16 protein-coding genes are annotated in these 20,528 nt (G+C 38.9%); 8 read left to right on the forward strand and 8 right to left on the reverse strand.

From position 1 onward, the window contains the following. Positions 1–2: 2 nt before the first annotated feature. The 4 genes from M2408_RS05880 (at position 3) to M2408_RS05895 (ending at position 5,645) form a co-directional block, all read left to right on the forward strand. Positions 3–1,637, forward strand: coding sequence for a RagB/SusD family nutrient uptake outer membrane protein (locus M2408_RS05880; RefSeq protein ID WP_259180150.1), 1,635 nt, complete (start codon positions 3–5; stop codon positions 1,635–1,637). Positions 1,638–1,799: 162 nt separating this feature from the next. After that, a complete protein-coding gene (der, locus tag M2408_RS05885) occupies positions 1,800–3,101 on the forward strand; it encodes a ribosome biogenesis GTPase Der (RefSeq protein ID WP_120260532.1) in 1,302 nt (433 codons plus the stop codon). A 21-nt stretch (positions 3,102–3,122) separates the two neighbouring features. Continuing rightward, a complete protein-coding gene (gene cysS / locus M2408_RS05890; RefSeq protein WP_259180153.1) occupies positions 3,123–4,589 on the forward strand; it encodes a cysteine--tRNA ligase in 1,467 nt (488 codons plus the stop codon). A gap of 171 nt (positions 4,590–4,760) precedes the next feature. Further along, complete coding sequence (locus M2408_RS05895) at positions 4,761–5,645, forward strand: DUF4440 domain-containing protein (RefSeq protein WP_120260166.1); 885 nt, start codon at positions 4,761–4,763, stop codon at positions 5,643–5,645. Positions 5,646–5,727: 82 nt separating this feature from the next. Here M2408_RS05895 and M2408_RS05900 read toward each other — a convergent pair whose 3' ends face one another. Next, on the reverse strand, positions 5,728–7,077 hold the full coding sequence (locus M2408_RS05900) for a peptidylprolyl isomerase (protein WP_259180154.1): 1,350 nt from the start codon (positions 7,075–7,077) through the stop codon (positions 5,728–5,730). A 484-nt stretch (positions 7,078–7,561) separates the two neighbouring features. Here M2408_RS05900 and M2408_RS05905 point away from each other — a divergent pair, with 484 nt between their 5' ends. Then, positions 7,562–8,653, forward strand: a complete 1,092-nt coding sequence (locus tag M2408_RS05905; protein WP_259180155.1) for a lactonase family protein — start codon at positions 7,562–7,564, stop codon at positions 8,651–8,653. 141 nt (positions 8,654–8,794) lie between these two features. Here M2408_RS05905 and mnhG read toward each other — a convergent pair whose 3' ends face one another. The 7 genes from mnhG to M2408_RS05940 form a co-directional block, all read right to left on the reverse strand. Further along, the gene (mnhG, locus tag M2408_RS05910) at positions 8,795–9,148 is read right to left on the reverse strand and encodes a monovalent cation/H(+) antiporter subunit G (RefSeq protein WP_259180156.1); all 354 of its coding nucleotides are present in this window, start codon (positions 9,146–9,148) and stop codon (positions 8,795–8,797) included. Further along, positions 9,138–9,413, reverse strand: coding sequence for a monovalent cation/H+ antiporter complex subunit F (locus M2408_RS05915; RefSeq protein ID WP_259180157.1), 276 nt, complete (start codon positions 9,411–9,413; stop codon positions 9,138–9,140). Before M2408_RS05915 ends, mnhG begins: the two co-directional genes overlap by 11 nt. Beyond that, positions 9,410–9,868, reverse strand: coding sequence for a Na+/H+ antiporter subunit E (locus M2408_RS05920; RefSeq protein WP_223581930.1), 459 nt, complete (start codon positions 9,866–9,868; stop codon positions 9,410–9,412). The genes M2408_RS05915 and M2408_RS05920 overlap by 4 nt, the downstream gene beginning before the upstream one ends. A 19-nt stretch (positions 9,869–9,887) precedes the next feature. Then, a complete protein-coding gene (locus tag M2408_RS05925; protein WP_259180158.1) occupies positions 9,888–11,396 on the reverse strand; it encodes a proton-conducting transporter membrane subunit in 1,509 nt (502 codons plus the stop codon). Continuing rightward, positions 11,393–11,749: a Na+/H+ antiporter subunit C gene (locus M2408_RS05930; protein ID WP_077438800.1), complete on the reverse strand. Its 357-nt coding sequence runs from the start codon at positions 11,747–11,749 to the stop codon at positions 11,393–11,395. Before M2408_RS05930 ends, M2408_RS05925 begins: the two co-directional genes overlap by 4 nt. Beyond that, a complete protein-coding gene (locus tag M2408_RS05935) occupies positions 11,749–12,168 on the reverse strand; it encodes a Na+/H+ antiporter subunit B (protein WP_259180163.1) in 420 nt (139 codons plus the stop codon). Before M2408_RS05935 ends, M2408_RS05930 begins: the two co-directional genes overlap by 1 nt. Positions 12,169–12,288: 120 nt before the next feature. Next, positions 12,289–14,598, reverse strand: a complete 2,310-nt coding sequence (locus M2408_RS05940; protein WP_259180164.1) for a putative monovalent cation/H+ antiporter subunit A — start codon at positions 14,596–14,598, stop codon at positions 12,289–12,291. A 350-nt stretch (positions 14,599–14,948) separates the two neighbouring features. Here M2408_RS05940 and M2408_RS05945 point away from each other — a divergent pair, with 350 nt between their 5' ends. The 3 genes from M2408_RS05945 to M2408_RS05955 all read left to right on the forward strand — a co-directional run bounded on the left by M2408_RS05945 (position 14,949) and on the right by M2408_RS05955 (position 20,513). Beyond that, on the forward strand, positions 14,949–15,470 hold the full coding sequence (locus tag M2408_RS05945) for an RNA polymerase sigma-70 factor (RefSeq protein ID WP_259180166.1): 522 nt from the start codon (positions 14,949–14,951) through the stop codon (positions 15,468–15,470). 52 nt (positions 15,471–15,522) lie between these two features. Continuing rightward, positions 15,523–16,674, forward strand: a complete 1,152-nt coding sequence (locus M2408_RS05950) for a FecR family protein (RefSeq protein WP_259180168.1) — start codon at positions 15,523–15,525, stop codon at positions 16,672–16,674. Positions 16,675–16,907: 233 nt separating this feature from the next. Beyond that, entirely contained in the window at positions 16,908–20,513 is a 3,606-nt protein-coding gene (locus M2408_RS05955; RefSeq protein ID WP_259180170.1) for a SusC/RagA family TonB-linked outer membrane protein, read from the forward strand. The last annotated feature ends 15 nt before the right edge of the window (positions 20,514–20,528 follow it).

Here is a 20,528-nt window from a genome sequence, read left to right on the forward strand (position 1 = left end):
ACATGAAAAATAAACTTTTATATTCATCAATTATATTTTTCTTATTGAGTTCTTGTTCACTTAATAAGGAGCCTTATACAGATTTGACAAACGAGTCAATAGAAAAAACAGAAGGTGCAATCGATGCATTGAACTTAGGTAATTACCATACATTAAAGAGCTGGGTTGAGAATTGGCACCGGGTTACTGAATATCCGACAGATGAGGTTGCGTTGAGTGGTACTACCACTGATGCATTTTTCTATAACTACAATTACAATCGTATCGTTAATAATGGTCGGGTGAATAGTTACTGGGAAAATTCTTATAAAATTATAGCCGGGACAAATAATATTTTAGGTCAAATAGAAGAAGGCAGTTCAGATAAGAATGATCAGATTATCGCTGAAAATCTTTATTTAAGAAGTTTAATGTATTTCTATCTGACAAATGTTTTTGGACGTCCGTATAATCAGAATCCTGACGCAAATTTAGCGGTTCCACTTAAACTTAATGCGGATCCTTTTGAAGTGTTACCACGCAATACTGTCAAAGAGGTCTATCAGCAACTTGTTTCTGACTTGCTGAAAGCAGAAGCTCTTTTTAAATCATATAAAGGAAATATTTATGCGAGTTTATATTCTACTCAAGCTTTATTAGCACGTGTATATTTATTTATGGGTGAAAATGACAAAGCGGCAAGTTATGCAGATAAAGTAATCAATTCGGGCAAGTTTACACTATTATCAAGAGATAAGTATACAGATATAGCAAAAGCGGCGCCTGAAAATAATCCAGAAACTATTTTTGCTATCAAATTTCTAAAAGATGTAGATTATTCTGACAATGGATGGTATACAATAGGTTCAATGTATGCGACAATAAATGGAGCAGGGTGGGGCGAAATGTATGCGTCCAGATCTTATTTAGAAGAAGTTCGTAAATATCCTGAAGATGTTCGTTATAGTTTTGTTGAGCCAGTGGTGGCTAAGGCGGATGAGTTACACGCTTATTATGTGGATGATAATTACAAATATAATAGTGTGGTCGTGGAGAAGAATGGTTCCGATTATACCTATACGTCAGGTAATAACAAAATAGCTTTAATTAAGGAGTCTAATGGCGCAGGGTCCTTTCAATATTATATTGAAATCGGAAATAAAAGGAGAACCGTGTTGATTGACAAGAAATTGGAAGATCGGAATGGTTATCTGAAATATTTTATTCTTAAATGTTCCGGGCAAGAAGGACAAGGCCACCTTTGGTCTCCAGTGATATCTAGATTGGCGGAATTATATCTGATTCGTGCGGAAGCAAATGCGAAATTGGGGCGTACTCAACAAGCACTAGACGATGTGAATGTTATTCGAAAAAGAGCTGGAATTCCGACTGCGGGATTATGGACTACATCGAATCTTGGAACAAAAACTGCCCTTGATATCGTATTATCAGAACGCAAGCTTGAACTAGCTTGGGAAGGGCATCGGAAGTTCGATGTATTCAGAAATGGATTTACCTTAGATAGAAGATATCCAGGTACGCATATCGCAAATTCGAATTCTTTTTTAACAGTTGAAGCAAAATCAAACGAAGTTATTGATTATATTCCGGAGCAGCAGATTACATTAACTCATGGTATTTTGAAGCAAAATCCATAACAATATTTGCTATAAATTATAAATGGCTTTACTTCACGGTAAAGCCATTTTTGTTTTTCTGTCTCCATAATCCCTTTTGAATCCGTATCTTTGTACCCTTAACTATAATTTAGCATAAAAGTGCCATCTGCTGTGATAGTGGATGGATCAAATAAAATAAATATGGCAAATATTGTTGCAATTGTTGGTCGTCCAAATGTTGGTAAATCTACCTTATTCAATCGTCTTACCGAAAGTAGAAAAGCGATTGTTGATGACTTTAGCGGAGTGACGCGCGACCGTCATTATGAGACGGCAGAGTGGATCGGAAAGAAATTTACAGTAATCGATACAGGTGGTTTTGTACATGGTTCGGATGACGTCTTTGAAGAAGCAATCCGGGATCAGGTTTATATCGCTATTGAAGAAGCGTCAGTCGTTATATTCATGGTAGATGTTACTACTGGTATTACTGACCTGGATGATGAAATCGCTGATATCCTCAGAAGAAGTTCTAAACCTGTATATGTGGTTGCCAACAAAGTTGACCATGCTAAATTGCATCATGAATCAGCCGAATTCTATGCTTTCGGTTTAGGTGAAGTATTTAATATTTCTTCTGCTACTGGTTCTGGTACCGGAGAATTACTGGATGCTGTTGTTTCTCACTTTGAAGAGGAGCAAGAAGAAGATGAAGCTTTGCCTAAATATACAATCGTAGGTCGCCCAAATGTTGGTAAATCTTCACTTACAAATGCCTTGATCGGTAAAGACCGTAATATTGTAACGCCTATGGCAGGTACAACGCGCGATTCTATCCGTATTCACTACAATCAATATGGACATAACTTCCTGTTGATTGATACAGCTGGTCTCCGCCGTAAGTCAAAAGTAAACGAAGATATTGAATTCTATTCGGTCATGCGTACCATCAAAGCCCTTGAGGATTCTGATGTGACGATTTTGATGTTGGATGCGCAGGATGGGCTAGAGGCTCAAGATGTGAATATCTTCAATCTAGCTGAAAAGAACCGTAAAGGTATTGTGATTGTCGTCAATAAATGGGATTTGATCGAAAAAGACAACAAGACTATGAAAGCGTTTGAAGATCGTATCCGGGAGAAAATTGCGCCATTTACTGATGTGCCGATTGTCTTTACTTCCGTAACGGAAAAACAACGTGTCCTAAAAGTATTGGAAGTGGCTGATAAGGTCTACGCCAACAAAACAAAAAAGATCCCGACATCAAAGTTGAATGAAGTGATGTTGGATATTATCGAGAATTATCCTCCACCATCCCTAAAAGGAAAATATATCAAAATTAAATATGTGACACAATTGCCAGGAAGAACACCAATGTTTGCCTTCTTCTGTAATTTGCCACAATACATCAAAGATCCATATAAACGCTTTGTTGAAAATAAATTGCGTGAGCACTTTGATTTTACAGGCGTGCCTATTCAAATATATTTCAGACAAAAATAGATTTCCAAGCAGATAACAAACATGGACCATAATCTCTTTTTATACAATACGCTTTCGCGAACAAAGGAAAAATTCGAACCGATTCACCCCAACCTTGTTGGAATGTATGTCTGTGGGCCTACCGTCTACAGTGATGTACACTTAGGTAACTGCCGAACTTTTGTTTCTTTTGATTTGATTTTTAGATATCTACGTCATTTGGGTTATAAAGTACGTTATGTACGGAATATTACAGATGCAGGGCATTTAGAGGGCGATCGTGACGAAGGAGATGACAAGTTTGCGAAAAAGGCTAAATTGGAACAGCTGGAACCAATGGAAATCGTACAAAAATATACCATTGGTTTTCACGATGTTTTGCGTCTGTTTAATACTTTGCCTCCTAGCATTGAACCTACTGCGACAGGACATATTTCGGAGCAGATCGAAATGATTGAACAGATCATCAATAACGGTTATGCTTACGAGACAAATGGTACTGTATATTTCGATGTTGAGAAATATGTACAACAGTATGATTATACCGTATTGACCAATCGTAAATTGGAAGATATGTTGAACAATACACGTGAGCTGAGTGGTCAGGATGAGAAAAAAGGCCGTTTGGATTTTGCGCTGTGGATCAAAGCCAAGCCCGAAACGATTATGCGTTGGCCAGCACCTTGGAGTGTAGGTTTTCCAGGGTGGCATATCGAATGTTCGGCGATGAGCAGGAAGTATTTGGGAGATCAGTTTGATATCCACGGCGGTGGAATGGATCTGGCTGCTACACACCATACCAACGAAATCGCGCAGTCCGAAGCATGTAATCATACCGCACCTGCCAAATATTGGATGCATACCAATATGTTGACAGTCAATGGTGCGCGGATGTCCAAATCTGCAGGCAATGGATTCTTACCAGGTGAATTGTTCACAGGTAACCACCCTTTGTTAAATAGAGGGTATTCGCCGATGGCTGTCCGTTTCTTTATGTTGCAGGCTCACTATAGAAGCACACTGGATTTTTCCAATGAAGCACTTGACGCGGCCGATAAAGGTTATAAGCGCTTGATGAGTGCTATAGGACTCTTGGATAAACTAAAAGTTTCAAAGGGAGCTGATTCATTCAATCTGGCTGAAATCCGGAGTAAATGTTATGCGGCAATGGATGATGATTTCAATAGTCCGGTTTTGATTGCCGAACTGTTTGAGCTTGTGCGGATAATCAATTCCATCTATGATGGCAAAGCAAAGGTATCTGAAGAGGGATTGGAAAAGCTAAAAGTTTTCTTGAAGGAGTTTGTTGAAGATATCCTTGGACTGAGAAATGATCAGGCTTCAGGAACAGATGATATTGATGATGTGATGAATCTGGTGATCAGATTACGCAACGAAGCGAAGGCAAATAAAGATTTTGTCACTTCGGATCGTATCCGTGATGAACTTAATGCAATTGGTATCCAACTGAAAGATAGTAAAGAAGGAACACTTTGGAATAAGATTTGATAGATAAAAGATCGAATTAAAAAAAGAGGAAATTGTAGGGAATATTTATCGTTGGAAAGTCTAGATACTTTTGAAGCCAGAGAATATTTCCTGTTGCCTTTAAAATAAAACCGAGTGTAATGGGTTCATTTAAAATAATTAGGATGAACTCTGATAAATAATCATTTGCATATGAATTTTTGGAATAGGTTATCCATTGTTGCGTTAATGAGTACAGTAGGTACAACATTGTACGCACAGATACCCGAAAAAGTAGGAAGCTTACTGCAGGCAGATAAAGATGCTGCCGCATTAGCGAAAGCTTCTACACCGCATCAAGCGTTTTTATCTATTATCGACAAGGAGTCCACATTTTATGTTCCTTCAGCGGTAAATGCATACAATTATCTTAATAATAGACCGAATATTCCAGATGTATTAAATTGGCAGCCTACTTTTGCTCTTGTCGCGAAGAGCTTGGAGTTTGGTGTAACCTCTGGTTCCCTGGATTTTCAGAAGGTGGGAGCGAGGCTGCGTCATGGTGAGTACTTGACAGTTTGGAAACGTAATAAGAAAGGCAAATGGTTAGTCGATATTCGCGCCGAAGTAGAAAATAATGGTAAGGATGGTGAGTTTGACCTGGAATATATTGAACCAACTGATTCCTGGTACCTAAAGCATCGCTCTAAAGTGCGCCTGAACCAGCGAGAGGATATTGTACTGGAAACAGATAAATTGATGTCTACTGTCCTTAAGGCAGACAATCCTACTGCATATAAAGAATTTTTGAGTGAGGATGTTCGCTTTTTGTTTCCTTGGACCAGTCCAATGGAAGGAAAGGACAAAATGATGGCTTATTTGAAGAAACAACGTATGACGATAGAAACAGTACCGGAGGAGGTCAAACGTTCTTATAGCGGAGATTTTGCCTATACAAAGGGAACTGCAACTGTACGACAAAAAGATAAAGTCGTCAAGTATAATTATATTCGGGTATGGCAGTTAAGCGAATTAGCGAAGGATGATGTGAAGAAAGCGAACTGGAATATCTTGATAGAAATGATGTTTGAGAAATAAATCATGCGAGCGTGATTGCCAAATAAATAAGGCCTGAATATGAATATTCAGGCCTTATTTATTTATGATAAGAAAAAGTCTTTTATTTCTTTCTCCATTTTGCGAGTTCATCACAGGCGTCAAAGTCATCACTGATATCAATAAATGTGTTCTTCGCCTTGTCGTCAAACCATTTGCTCAGGTTACGACGTACTTTATCTTCTTTCGCAGCATCTTTGATCTTTGTGAAGTCCTGATCCAAATTTGCTTTATGTGGTGCGATACGGGTTTTTAAATAGTTGAAACGGTAACCAACATCTCCAGTTTTGTCTGTGAATTGCTCTGGTTTGGAATACTCCCCTGGCTTTAACGGGTCAATGGTTGTAAATACGGCTTTTTCCAATCCATCCATAGGAATTAAAGTTGTACGGCTGGATCCCTGTGGATTTAAGACCATACCACCATTAAATTTACTTTCTTCAGCATCAGAATTGTTAGTCGCAGCGTGATAAAAATCTAATTTCTTATCCACAACCAATTTGTAGATACTGTCCAGTTTATTTTTGGTTCGTTCCAGTGCAGCAGCTCCCGGATTCATTTTCATCAAAATATGACGGGTATGAACCTCTTCTCCACGTCTTTCCAGTACCTGGATGATGTGGAAACCAAATTTTGACTCTACAATAGGTGATATCTCTCCTGGCTTTAATTTAAACGCCATTGCTGAGAACTCTTTTACATAATTGTCACGTGTACCGAAGCCTAGGTCACCACCATAAGGTGCCGAGCCCGGATCCTGCGAGTATAGACGAGCCATTGTTCCGAAATCCGAACCATCGACAATCTGTTTGCGAATACCTTCGATTTTCTCGCGTTGTTCCTTTTTCTCTTCGTCAGTCAATTTCGGCATCATGATAATTTCACCGATTTCAACTTCTGTATTGAAATAAGGAAGACTATCTTTATTCAGTCCTTCAAAATAACGTTTTACTTCCAATGGTGTTACATCCACTTTCTGTACGATATTTTGTTGCATTTTATTCGCCTTCAGCTGTTCAAAAACACTTGCACGCATTTCTTCCTTGTATTGTAACAAAGAACGGTTCAGGAATTTCTCTAAGCGTTCTTGGCCACCTGCTTGTTGGGACATATGGCGTAAACGGGAATTTAAGTTGTCATCCACTTCTGTTTCCGTGACGTCAATCGAGTCAATTACCGCCTGTTGGGAAAGTAATTTCTGAATGATCAATTGCTCCAGAACGCCACATTTAAACTTCTCATCGGGTTTATTCCCTTGCGCAAGCCATTGTGAATATTGCATGTCCAGATCGGATTGCAGGATAATGCCCGAGCCAACCGTCGCCACTACACGGTCAACAATCTGACGTTGTGCAAAGCTGGCCTGAATTGATACAAACAGCAACAAAAACAATATATATATGTTTTTTTTCATCTAAATAATATGTTTCTAAACGCTGATGAAGCAACTATAAACCGTTTTAAATCGTGTACAACGCGTACAGATCGATAGCATAGTGGATTCATCTAAATTACTAATTGTGAGTGTGTATCATTGCCGATATGAATGAACCTACAACACTCAGTTACTTGTTAAATTCTTAAATCGAAATAATCTCCCGATTCTATCGTTCAATATATACTATTTTGAACAACAGCACAAAATTATCAGATTATATGAATTATTCGTATTTTTATTTAACAATATTTTTATAATCCCAATATTTCAAAAGGAGATTTTAGACTTGTTAAAATTGATTCGCTAAAAATACGGATTTGCCTATTAGAAAGGGCGGTTTTAACCTAATTTAACAAGTTTATCTGCCATAGTAATGACTTAGGAAGGTATCTTTATTTTTTGTGCTACATAGCGAGCAAGGGGGGAATTCGAACAATTATTTTTAATAAATTGTATACACATGAAAAAAGCTTTTATTTATCTGATGACATTCCTGCCTTTGGCGAGTTTTGCGCAACAGATCCCAATGTTTGTTGGGACCTATACAAACAAAACAGAAAGCAAAGGTATCTATATCTATAATTTCGATACAAAAACTGGTGAAGCCACCTTGATCAGTACCCAAGAAAGTAAGGACCCTTCTTTTCTGGCTCGAAATAATAATTTTATCTATGCTGTCAATGAACTTCCAAATCAGGAGGGTACAGTATCTGCCTTTTCTTTTAAGGATGGTCAGTTGACTTTTCTGAACTCACTTCCTACGGGCGGGGAATCACCCTGTTTTGTTGAAGTGCATCCTAAAGGTAATCTATTGGCAGTAGCAAATTACACCGGTGGATCGGCTGCACTATTTGATCTCGAAACAAATGGTGTTTTGAGTAAAAGAAATCGACTGATTCAGCATGAAGGTAAAGGTGTAGATCCAGTACGTCAGGAGAAACCACATGTGCATTCAACTTTTTTTTCCAGTAAGGGCGATCGTTTATATGTGCAGGATCTAGGGTTAGATCAAATTTCTGTATTTCCTGTTAATAAATCCGGAACTGCATATAGTCTCGCTGAAGAATCTGAGGATTTCTTTACACCCGCAGGTGGAGGGCCTCGTCATATCGCTTTTGATAAAAAGGAAAAATTTCTTTACGTCGTATTGGAAATGACAGGACAAATTGCTAGCTATAAAAAGGAGGGTAATGACTGGATGTATCAGAGTACTTACGAAATCAATCCTGAGGGATTCAAGGGACAAAATGGTGGGGCAGATATAAAAATTTCTGATGACGGCAAATTTTTATATGCGACTAACCGTGGTGACGCAAATACAATAGCGACTTTCTCGGTGGAAAAAGACGGCGGGTTAAATAAATTGTCCAATACATCCGTAAAGGGTAAAGGACCGCGGAATTTTAATCTTTCTCCCGACGGAAAATACTTACTTGTGGCGAATCAGTATACCAATAATATTGTACTGTTTAGTCGGGATACAAAGACTGGATTGTTGACAGATGCGGGTAAAGAAATCAAAGTTCCGGCTCCGGTCTGTATTATATTTTAATATTTCGAGTCAAGGACGAAGAGATTCATCCAATGAAAAGGTCTTATATAATTAAGGCATCAAAACCCGGGTTTGATGCCTTAATTTTTTGTGATGAACTTCTGCTGATAGTATTATTTTTACGAATACCAGCGGAAGAGTCTAAAAATCTTCTTTCCTACAATCCAATTGGCCTTCTTTTTCCAAATCGTTTAAGATTGTCCCTTTCCAGGTCTTTACACGCTGTATATAAGCCGCCCGTCCAATCATATGGGCCGCAACAGGTGCCGTCAAGATTAAAAAGAAACCAATTGCTATTGCTTTGGTCGTGACGGACACGTCAGGGAAGGTCATTGCGGCGCAGATCAATAAGAGACCGACGCCTAAGGTTGCTGCTTTTACAGTTACTGAAAGGCGTAAATAGAAATCGGGCATCCTCAATATGCCGATCGACGCAAATAATATGGCCAGTGCGCCAATGGTGCTTAAAATTGCTAACGTAATATCAGTCATCATTGCGTTGTTTTTCTAAATAAAATGAAAAGGCTATAGTTCCTAGAAATGCAATCAGTGCCAAAATCATGGCAATATCTAAAAATACTTCCTGCGAAGTACGTATACTATAGACTGTAATAATTCCAATTCCAATTGTGATAATGAGATCCAGGGCAATGACGCGATCAAAGATCTGCGGACCTTTGTATAGGCGGATAAAAGCCAAAATAACCGATAAGGTTAATATCGGAAGGATAACATAATCGAAGTAGGTAGTTAAAGTCATCGTAAGAGTTCTAAAAGTCTTCGTTCAACATTGTTTTTTAGGGTCGAGACAAATTGTTCTTTGCTCTTCATGTACATGACATGGATAAAAAGTGTTTTCTTATCCTCACTCACATCCAAAATAAGTGTACCCGGTGTTAGTGATATAAAAGTTGAAAGCAAGTTGATCTCCAGATCTGTCTTGGCATCCATCGGATACTTGACGATCGCTGGTTTAATAAAAAACTTGGGGGTGATCACATCATAAGCAACTTGCACATTAGCGACAATCATTTCCCATAAGAAAAATAGAATAAAACTCACCGTTTTGGGAACACGATAGAAATAACGTTGATCGGCTTCATTTTTGTTCATGATCCAAAGAATCGCGAAACCAAGCAAAAAACCGAACATGAAATTCGTATAATACATTGATCCTGTCAGTGCTACCCAAATAAAAGATAACATGAGGTTCATTAAAAACTGTTTTATCATATCAATTCTGCCCTCCTAATACAGCATTTATATAAGGTGAAGTATCCAGTAATTGTGTGGCTATCTTATCTGCGACATGTATAATGGCTTCTGCATTAAATCCGATATAAAGGGATGCCGATGCCAATATAATGACTGGCAAGAGTAGCATTGTTCTTTTATAGCCTATCATTCCAGCAAATTTATCTTCGATGATCTCAGGCTCAGGCGCGTCCTTCCAAAATACCTGAGCCCACATTTTGGCAATGACATAGAGCGTAATAAAACTACCGATAATCAATGCTCCTGCGAAAGCATATTTTTCCAATTGAAAGGCATCTCTAAAAAGATAGACTTTGGGCCAGAAACCTGATAAGGGTGGGATGCCGACCAAGGAGAAAAGCACGATTGCAAAAAGTAAAGAAATCTTGGGGTATTGCGCATATAGTCCCCCCAGCTTGTTCATATCCATGGTCCCGCGAAGCTGTCGAATAACACCTGCCATTAAGAACAAGTTGGTTTTTACCATAATATCGTGAATAAGATAAAAAATAGCACCCAACAGCGCCCATTTGCTATATAAACCTAAACCACCAATCATAAAACCGATATGGCAGACAATCAAGTAGGAAAACAATCTGCGGATATTGGTTTTAATCAATGCACCGAAGGCTCCTGTTAAAATGGTGAGTATCGCCAATATAACCAACAGTTCTTTGGTGAAATGGTTTGGAATAAACAATAGTGAAAATACCCTGAATAAGGCATAAATCCCAACTTTGGTCAATAGTCCACCGAAAGTTGCGGCGACAGCCGAAGGTGGTGTATGATAGGAGGAGGGAAGCCAAAAATAAAGCGGAAACACAGCCGATTTGATTCCAAAGCCAATAAGGAAAAAAGTAGCTGTAATTTCAACGAGTGCCTGATTTTGTATCTTTGGGATACGTAGCGCTAGGTCAGCCATATTGAGGGAGCCCGAGATGCCATACAGGATACCGATTCCTGTCAAGAAAAAAGTGGAGGCCAAAATATTCATGGCCATATATTTTACGGCACCTTCCAATTGCGATTTACGACCACCGAGTGTCATCAACACGAATGAAGAAATAATGATCACCTCAAACCAGACATAAAGATTGAAAATATCTCCAGTTAAAAATGCCCCATTTAATCCCATCATCAAGAAATGAAAAATCGGGAAATAGCCGTATAAAATACGTTGCCTTCCAACGCCGACACAAGAAAAAATCGAAACTGCAAGTCCAGCAATTGAGGTGAGGAGGACCAGGGTACTACTAAAAAGATCAGCGACAAAGACGATTCCAAATGGAGCTTTCCAATTGGCGGCATTCATGGTCAGGATTTCCCCATCATAAACTTTGAAAAAAAGCTTAAATGCGAGAATAAGGGCCAGGAGACTCCCGCCGACGCTCAGAAAACGTTGCGCAGTAGATTTTCGCCAGAGTATCAGCTGGACAATAGCAATAAAAAGGTGCACGATGACCGTGGCAATAATCTGGTTGTCTATCATATATCTTCTTCCTCAGGCGTGTTCAAATTATCCAAATCATCTGTGCCCAGTAAAGCGTAAACGCGTTTAAGTAGTACAATAGCAAACGAAGTCAGTCCAAAACTGATAACGATTGCGGTTAAAATAAGGGCTTGTGGTATGGGATCCGCATAAATATCCGTAAATACCTTTAAGTCAGGGCCGATTATTGGCGGCTTGCCTTTGACAATATTACCCAACAAAAAGATCAATATATTGGTTCCGTTTCCCAATAACATAATTCCTAATAACAGTTTCACCATGCTGCGACGCAAGATGAGGTATATCCCAGCGGCATATAGAATACCGATCAATAAAACGAGAATCAGCTCCATTATTCCTCCTCTGTATTTAAAGCAATTGTGAATAAAATAGTCAATACAACCCCAATGACGACAAAGTATACCCCGAGATCAAAAAATAAAGCTGTGCCAATCATGCCAATGACGGGAATCTTTTCCTCTAGCCAGAGCCCCGTCATGACTGGGTAGCCAAAAAAGGCAGGTAGAAACATGCTCACAGCAGCAATTCCCAACCCGATGGGAATGAGGGATAAGGGTTTGTATTGAATAAGCTTCATGGTGTTTTGAGGTCCAAAAGCAAAACTATGCAGTACAAAGGCAATAGATGCAACCAAACCACCTACAAATCCTCCTCCGGGATAATAATGCCCCCGAAGCAAGAGAAATACCGAAAACAATAAAAGTATCGGTAAAAGATACCGCGTTGCGGTTTGTAATATAGTACTATTCATTTATTCTAGTATTTAGATATTAGTATTGAGTATTGAGATTACGGTGATACAAACCAATGGATTTTCATATATCGTCCATAGCTTCTAATCATCATTACTTCAATAACTTATCATAAAATATTATTCTTTATCAGATGATTTTAGACGTAATTTCAATAAACTGTACACTCCAAGTGCAGCGATGCTCAGTACCACAATTTCAAACATGGTATCAAAGCCTCTAAAGTCAACGAGCAGTACATTGACAACATTCTTTCCTTTAGCCAGTACGTAGGCATAATCACCATAAAACTTACTGATATTGGTAGTTGTTGGTTCATGTAATACCCGCAAAGCGACCATAGACAGCATACTACCAAATATAATCGCGACCACTGCGTCCCGAATGATGGTACGACGGTTTGCCAAGTTTAAAAAAGAAGGCAATTTGAACAAGACCAATACAAACAGAACAACTGTTAGGGTGTCGATTGTAAATTGAGTCATTGCCAAATCCGGAGCGCTATAAAAAACAAAGATGAGACATATTGCATAGCCAACAACACTCGTTGCTACCACTGCGGTTAACCTTGATGAAGTTCGGATCGTTAATACGATAGCGCCGATCAGAATACATACTGTTGTCACTTCATAAAAGCTGACGGGGGACAAGGTTTCCCATTTGATATGAAGTGGTCCACCCAGGTATAATTGATAGCCAATCAATAATTCAGCAAATAAGATGATTTTCAAAAGATATGAACGTAGGTAACCGTTGTGCATCTTGTTTGTGAAAAAAGCGGAAAATAGAACAATCTCCTGTGCACAGACCTTAATAATATGCTCTGGGGAAATTTTATCAAAGGTAGTTATCCACGCCAATTTCTTCACACTTGGGTGGTTTGAAATAAATACAAGTGTTCCGACCACAATTGTTATGGCGCTCAGTAAAAGTATCAAATTAAAACCATGCCATATCTTTAGATGAAAAACTTCTTGTTGAGCTAAGATACTATTTGCCGTTGGTCCAGCGATCCAATCGCCAATAAGGCTCGGAATACAGCCGAATATGATACCCAATACAGCCAACAGCAATGGGGGAATCCACATGGATTTATAGGGCAGGTGCACATGGGCGAACTGTTCCGGTAATTTGCCGGCAAAGGGTTTTATTCCGGCCATAAATCCAGCAGATACTAGGAGGATGTTCGTGAGGACTGCAGCAGCTGTCAAATAAAAGAATAATTGTGGGTCACTTTGTAAAGTGGCATCGTAGATCAGATCCTTTCCGATAAATCCAAAGGTCAAGGGGACTCCCGCACTTGAAAATGCTGCTAGAAACCCTGCAATCGCAACAGGGGCTAAGACTTTGCGTAATCCGCGCAACACAGTTAAGTCACGTGTTCCGGTTTCATGGTCGATAATACCCGTAATCAAGAACAGTGCTGCTTTATATAAAGCATGTACAAGGATAAATACACTCGCTGCAATAACTGCTTCCTTGGATCCAAGACCGAGTAAGAAAACCAAGATCCCCAATGCGGATATCGTGGAATAGGCGAGTACTCCCTTGAGATCTGTTCTGAAAAGCGCGTGAAATGCAGCGTAGAGCATGGTAATACCACCGATGATCATAAGTGAATATGTCCAGATTGGGTTTCCGCCCAAGATCGGAGAAAAGCGAGCCAGCAGATATATTCCTGCTTTCACCATGGTGGCCGAGTGAAGGTATGCAGATACTGGTGTCGGAGCTTTCATTGCCCCAGGCAACCAAAAATGGAAAGGAAATTGTGCGGATTTTGTGATTGCACCAAGCGCTACCAATCCAAAAATAAGCGGAAAGAGTGGATGTTGTTGAATCAAAGCAACCTTGCCGACAAGTTCGGTGATATTATACGTACCGGCGATATTGCCCATTAATATAAAACCCGCAAGTAGAAAGAAACCGCCTAGACCTGTAATGGATAATGCAGTCATTGCACTTTTTCTGGAATCAGCATTCTCGTTGTTGAATCCGATTAGAAAAAAGGAACTAATAGATGTTAATTCCCAAAATATAAAGAGCAATAGCATGTTGTCCGAAAGCACTAGACCCAACATGGCCGACATAAACAAACAGAGGTAGCCGAAAAAACGGTCGATATATTTATGTCCCTTCAGATAGGCATTTGCATAAAAAAAGATGCAAGCTCCAATTCCGGTAATTAATAATGTAAAGAGCAGTGACAGACCATCTAATTTGAAATCCAGATTAATGCCTAAAGAGGGGACCCATGCTGTCGATTGTACAAAATAGGATCCCTGACTAATGGGTACCACAAGTTTTATATAATACAGAAATAAAAGTACTGGTAAAAATGCGAGAATAAAACCCCATTTGGTTTTAAGGAATCTACCAAATGGAACAATAAGGCTCGATGTTATTAATCCTGATAGAACAGTAAATAGCATTTAGTCTTTGTTTTAAATTTTTTGAAAGTCTACAATATAGTAAAAAAACTCGATAAAAGGGAGTTTTTTGCATGTTTTACTTAGTATAAATACAAAAAACTGAGGTTTTGTTTTTGTTGAAGTGAAGATTTATTTATGGATGAAAGTGAAGCTGTGGTGGAAATAGTGTTTGGGAAGGGTTGAAGATAATTTGTTGATAAGTAGTGTTTTATGTGTTGTTTTTGCAATATATGTAATAAACATGTTAATAATTGTTAAAGTAAGATTAAAATTCTATCTTTACGCTAGACTAGTTTACCGAACTCCATCAATCGTGACTAATCAATTGTTTTATATACCCGTTTTACGTTATGGGACCTGAAGAAAAGTTATTTAGACAGCATTATAAAAGCTTGTGCCACTTTGCCTGGAAATTTGTAGGAGAATCGTCTGTTGCAGAAGATCTGGTACAAGAAGCGTTTATCACTTTTTTTAGGGAAAAACAGCGTATGGACGAATCTGAGAATTTTGTTCGCAATTATTTATATACTGCTGTTCGGTTTTCTTGTTTAAAATATATCCGACACGAGAAGGTAAAAGAAAAATATTGGTCGCAGGTTGGTTTTACAGAAGAAGATGATTATTCTGTTGAACTATCTATAATTCATACAGAAGTAATAAATGAAGTTTACCGAATTATTCAAGAGATGCCAACTGCCTGCCAGCAAATTTTCAAAATGGGGTATCTAGAGGGGCTGTCTAATCTTGAGATTACCGAAAAGCTTCAGATCAGTGTGAATACCGTTAAAACCCAAAAACAACGTGGGATGAAAATGCTGTTGGACAAGCTGCATCCTGAATTTTTGCCCTTTATTATTTTTTTGTTAAAATAATTTTAATTTTCTGTCACCCCATATTGATCTATAGGGTTTCTAACCTATAGATATGAAAGCTAACACCAATTACATAGCCAAACTAATCCAAAAGTTACTTCGTGGACAGGAAACTGTTGCAGAGCGCGATTCAATTGAGCATTGGCGCAAATCTGATAAAAGAAATGATAATCTGATTGAGGAATTTCGGGAAGCAAAAAATATTGAACAAGACCTGAATTTTTTTGCAGAACTCGACGAGGGAGAAGCTTGGCGAAAAGTAGATGCTGTTAGACATAGCAAAAAGATAAATTATTGGCCTTTTCTACGTATTGCTGCGGTTTTGGTGATGCTATTCGGTGCGGTAATGTTTTACCTGCGTGACAAAGAAATAAATGATTTGGGTAAATTGGCCTCAAAGAAAATTCTTAAAAAAGACATTTTGCCAGCACAGTCCGGTGCTTTATTGCTGATGGCTGATGGATCTGTTGTGCCTTTGGAAAGTTCTGTTAAAACCTTAGATCCAAAAATTTTTATAGCGGAGACTAAAGTGGGGGCTGGTGCAACAGCAACGCCAACTACGGAGCCCTCAATCGAATACAATACATTAGTCGTACCGAAAGGACATTTCTATAAATTATCTCTGGAAGATGGTACACAAGTTTGGGTCAATGCAAATTCACAACTCAAATTTCCGGTCAAGTTTGATAAAAATGAACGTCGTGTTGTATTGGAAGGAGAAGCATACTTTGAAGTCTCACATGATACAAAACGACCATTTTATGTCGAATCTAAGGAGAATGAAGTCAAAGTATTGGGCACACATTTTAATATCAATGCCTATAACGCTGATGTGCGTACAACTCTTTCTTCTGGACGTGTACAAGTAAGTCATTCGGGGGAGATTTTGTTTTTGGAACCTGGTGAATATGCCAATTTTGTTGGTGGAAGACTTAGTAAAGGAAAAGCCGATTTAGAGCACGATTTATCCTGGCATAATAATCAGTTTTATTTTAAGAAAGAGACTATTGTGGAGATTGCGTCCACACTCTCCAAATGGTATGATATCCAGGTTAAATTTAAGCAAGATGTGGCATTAAATAAAGTTTATACAGGGAATTTTAAGCGCGATGTTAAGCTTTCGGAAGTGCTAGAAATGTTGACCTATGTATGTAATCTGAAGTTTGAACTTAATGGAAAGGAACTAACAATAGAAAATAAATAAAAAAGGAGTGCTTATGTAATCGATCAATACCTAACCAAGTAGCCTAGCAAAAAATAGAACAGGAATGTTGCAGCATCCCTGTCCGTAGATGATTAAAAAGGCTAAAAAATTTAAAAAAGCGAATTAAGTAAACCCAATTAACCACAAAGAGTAAATGTATGAATAACTTACCATTTGGCAAAACGTGGCGACTGATACCTCATGACCCGCGGTTTTGCAAACCTTTACGTATTATGAAAATTAGTACTTGCCTTCTTTTCGCCTTTGTGACCGGAGTCCAAGCCAATGGCGTTGCGCAGAAAGTTACGTTGAAAATGAAAAATGCACGGATTGAGGAGGCGTTGAACGCGATCTCAAAACAGTCCAATTTGCAGCTATTTTATGGAGAAAATATTGATTCCAAAGCGAGGGTCAATGTCAATCTGAAAGATGCTTCTGTAGCCGATGCATTAAATGCCGTTTTGAAAAACAATAATATTGAGTATAAAATTATTGCCAACACGATTTCTGTCAATGGAAAAAGTGAAGCTAGCAAATCAATTAATATTGTGCAGCAAGGAGTCTCTGGTACCGTAAAAGATAAAAATGGAAACGCTCTGGCTGGGGCAACAGTGACTGTCAAAGGAACTGCTATCACTACGCAGACAGCCAGTGATGGGAGTTTTAGAATAAACGCTGGTACAAATGCCACTCTAGTGGTTCGCTATGTCGGCTATGGAGCTGTTGAGGTGGGCGTTAAAGGACGAAATGTTGTTCCAATTGTGTTGGCATCGGATGAGAGACAGATTGAAGAGGTCGTTGTGACTGGTATGGGGCAACGTCTTGATAAGCGCCTATTTACGGGGGCAACCTCACAGATTTCGGGGGAGGCGGCGCAAATAGGCGGACAGATTGACCCTAGTCGTGGTTTGGAAGGAAGAGTAGCAGGGGTTTCGGTTCAAAATGTAACCGGAACTTTCGGTACGGCACCTAAGATTCGCGTGCGTGGTGCAACATCTATCTATGGCAGTTCAAAACCGTTGTGGGTCGTTGATGGAGTTATTATAGAGGATGTTGCTGACGTAAATTCAGATGAGCTGTCATCGGGTGATGCATTGACGTTAATTAGTTCTGCCGTTGCCGGATTAAATGCGCATGATATTGAATCCTTTCAAATTTTAAAAGATGGTTCAGCAACGTCAATTTATGGCGCTAGAGCGATGGCTGGAGTCATTGTAATTACAACGAAAAAAGGAGTAGCAGGTCGGAGTTCACTAAATTATACGGGCGAATATACAACACGTGCTACCCCTCGTTATTCAGAATTCAATATTATGAATTCGCAAGAGCAGATGTCCGTATATGATGATATGTACAATAAAGGTTATATTGGATTTGCAGATCTGCCTGTAGCAAGCAACAGTGGTGTATATGGTGATTTATATAAGCGTATTCAAAGAGGTGAAATTCCGAATGATCTATTTACGGATAGACACAATGTCAATAATTTTTTGAAAGAAGCTGAGTATCGCAATACCGATTGGTTTGGAGAGTTATTTCAACCTAGTCTTCAACATAATCACTCGCTCAGCATGTCATCGGGAACAGAGAAATCCCAATATTATTCTTCTTTAAGTGCGTTAGTTGATCCGGGATGGACAAAACGCAGTAAAGTAAATCGTTATACAGGTAATCTAAATGCAAACTATAATATTTCTGACAAGCTTAAATTAAATATCATTACCAACGGTTCCTATCGGCAGCAACAAGCTCCCGGTACCCTGGGGCAGTCGAAGGATGTTGTCTTTGGGCAAGTAAAACGTGATTTTGATATTAATCCTTATGCTTATGCGATGAATACCTCGCGGACCTTGGATCCCAATACATTCTATACGCGTAATTATGCTGCCTTTAATATCCTTCACGAACTGGAGAACAATTACATGGATATAAATGTAGCTGATTTGCGTTTTCAAGGTGATCTGAAATGGAAAGTGATTCCTGGGTTAGAATTAGGGACGTTTGGGTCTGTTCGTTACCAATCGACAACACAGCATCATTATGTTAAAGATCGGTCCAATCAGGCAATGGCTTATCGTGCTGGGATTTCTGAACCTGAAAACACGACAATTCGTGACAATAACCCATTTTTATATACCGATCCGGATGATCCTTATGCAAGACCGATTTCTGTTTTGCCTGAGGGTGGAATCTATAATCGAACGGATTATACGATGTTTGAGCAGCTCTTCCGTTTTACTGCGCAATACAATAAAACTTTTAATGAGAATCATCTTCTTAATGTGTTTGCCGGTTCTGAACTTACCTCATCTCAAAGAGATAATACCTGGTTTAGAGGTTGGGGGCTCCAATATGATTTAGGAGAGAGCCCTTTTACAGATTATCGGGTATTTAAACGTGGACAAGAAGAAAATTCGCCTTATTTCTCGGTGAATCGAAATGGAAGAAATGATCCGACAAATATAAGGTATAGGCAAGCTGCATTTTTTACGAATGTTACCTATTCTTATGCAGGAAAATATATTCTGAATGGTACGTTCAGATATGAAGGTGCAAATAAATTAGGCGAGGCGACTTCAGCAAGATGGATGCCTAGTTGGAACCTGTCCGGGGCATGGAATGCACATGAAGAAAATTTCTTTGAAAATTTAAGACCAACATTTTCTCATTTTACATTGAAAGGTTCTTATAGTTTAACTGGTGATAGAGGTCCATCTACTGTGACAAATTCCTACGCTGTCTATCGCTCTTATACCCCATGGAGACCGACAGCAGGTGATGCGGAATCGGGTTTAGAAATCGCTGATTTAGCGAATAATGGACTGACTTACGAGAAAAAACACGAATTGAATATCGGAACATCCATGGGATTTTTGGATAATCGGATTAATGTAGATTTTGATTGGTTTAAACGCAACAATTTTGATTTGATCGGTGTCATCAATACACAAGGGCTGGGAGGCCAGATTTCGAAATTTGGTAATGTGGCAGATATGAAATCTCATGGTGTCGAATTGAATTTGAGTGCACATATCTTGCGTGATCGGGATTTTAAATGGAATTCGACATTTACCTATGCAAATGTAAAGACAAAAGTAACACGTTTGGATACCCGAAGCCAAGTTATGGACCTAATAACAGGGACTGGATTTGCTCTTGAGGGTGGCCCTGTACGCGGATTATATTCTATTCCATTTGTACGGTTGAATGATGAAGGCTTACCTATTTTCCTAAATACCGAGAATCAGGAAACGGTTACCAGTATCAATTTTCAAGAACGGGATAAAATAGGCTTCCTAAAATACGAAGGACCTACAGATCCTATTCATACAGGTGGTTTTGGAAATACATTTAGTTATAAGAATTTTAGTTTAAATGTATTTATGACTTATTCATTCGGTAATGTGGTGCGTTTGAACCCGGTATTTTCTAACCAATATTCCGACTTAACCGCATCAACCAAAGAATTTGCGGATCGTTGGATGGTCGCAGGTGACGAGGCATTTACTAATGTACCTATTATTGCTACCACCGGACAGAATAGGGCGTATGGTAATAATTTGAAGTATGCCTATAGCGCATATAACTATTCCTCTGTACGAACTGCTAAAGGCGATTTTATTCGGATGAAAGATGTGTCTTTGAGCTATGAGTTTCCGAAAGATTTGATAAGAGCGTGGAAGATAAATTCCTTAGGTTTACGTTTTAACGCGACCAATTTGTTCCTGTTGTATGCGGATAAAAAGCTAAATGGACAGGATCCTGAGTTTGTCAATGCGGGTGGTGTTGCCGCTCCTATAGCAAGACAATACACGTTGACTTTACGTTTAGGACTTTAAGCGAAATTTTAGATC

Origin of the sequence: Sphingobacterium sp. BIGb0165 (assembly GCF_024810095.1) — a bacterium.
Classification (GTDB): domain Bacteria; phylum Bacteroidota; class Bacteroidia; order Sphingobacteriales; family Sphingobacteriaceae; genus Sphingobacterium; species Sphingobacterium detergens.

Bases quoted from the DNA above. Each gene is read 5' to 3' on its own strand.
- mnhG (WP_259180156.1), bottom strand. From the start codon at position 9,148: ATGATGACTGATATTACGTTAGCAATTTTAAGCACCATTGGCGCACTG.
- M2408_RS05895 (WP_120260166.1), top strand. From the start codon at position 4,761: ATGAATTTTTGGAATAGGTTATCCATTGTTGCGTTAATGAGTACAGTA.
- M2408_RS05900 (WP_259180154.1), bottom strand. From the start codon at position 7,077: ATGAAAAAAAACATATATATATTGTTTTTGTTGCTGTTTGTATCAATT.
- M2408_RS05945 (WP_259180166.1), top strand. From the start codon at position 14,949: ATGGGACCTGAAGAAAAGTTATTTAGACAGCATTATAAAAGCTTGTGC.
- M2408_RS05920 (WP_223581930.1), bottom strand. From the start codon at position 9,868: ATGAACCTCATGTTATCTTTTATTTGGGTAGCACTGACAGGATCAATG.
- M2408_RS05915 (WP_259180157.1), bottom strand. From the start codon at position 9,413: ATGACTTTAACTACCTACTTCGATTATGTTATCCTTCCGATATTAACC.
- M2408_RS05935 (WP_259180163.1), bottom strand. From the start codon at position 12,168: ATGAATAGTACTATATTACAAACCGCAACGCGGTATCTTTTACCGATA.
- M2408_RS05940 (WP_259180164.1), bottom strand. From the start codon at position 14,598: ATGCTATTTACTGTTCTATCAGGATTAATAACATCGAGCCTTATTGTT.
- der (WP_120260532.1), top strand. From the start codon at position 1,800: ATGGCAAATATTGTTGCAATTGTTGGTCGTCCAAATGTTGGTAAATCT.
- M2408_RS05905 (WP_259180155.1), top strand. From the start codon at position 7,562: ATGAAAAAAGCTTTTATTTATCTGATGACATTCCTGCCTTTGGCGAGT.
- M2408_RS05930 (WP_077438800.1), bottom strand. From the start codon at position 11,749: ATGGAGCTGATTCTCGTTTTATTGATCGGTATTCTATATGCCGCTGGG.
- cysS (WP_259180153.1), top strand. From the start codon at position 3,123: ATGGACCATAATCTCTTTTTATACAATACGCTTTCGCGAACAAAGGAA.
- M2408_RS05950 (WP_259180168.1), top strand. From the start codon at position 15,523: ATGAAAGCTAACACCAATTACATAGCCAAACTAATCCAAAAGTTACTT.
- M2408_RS05925 (WP_259180158.1), bottom strand. From the start codon at position 11,396: ATGATAGACAACCAGATTATTGCCACGGTCATCGTGCACCTTTTTATT.
- M2408_RS05955 (WP_259180170.1), top strand. From the start codon at position 16,908: ATGAAAATTAGTACTTGCCTTCTTTTCGCCTTTGTGACCGGAGTCCAA.
- M2408_RS05880 (WP_259180150.1), top strand. From the start codon at position 3: ATGAAAAATAAACTTTTATATTCATCAATTATATTTTTCTTATTGAGT.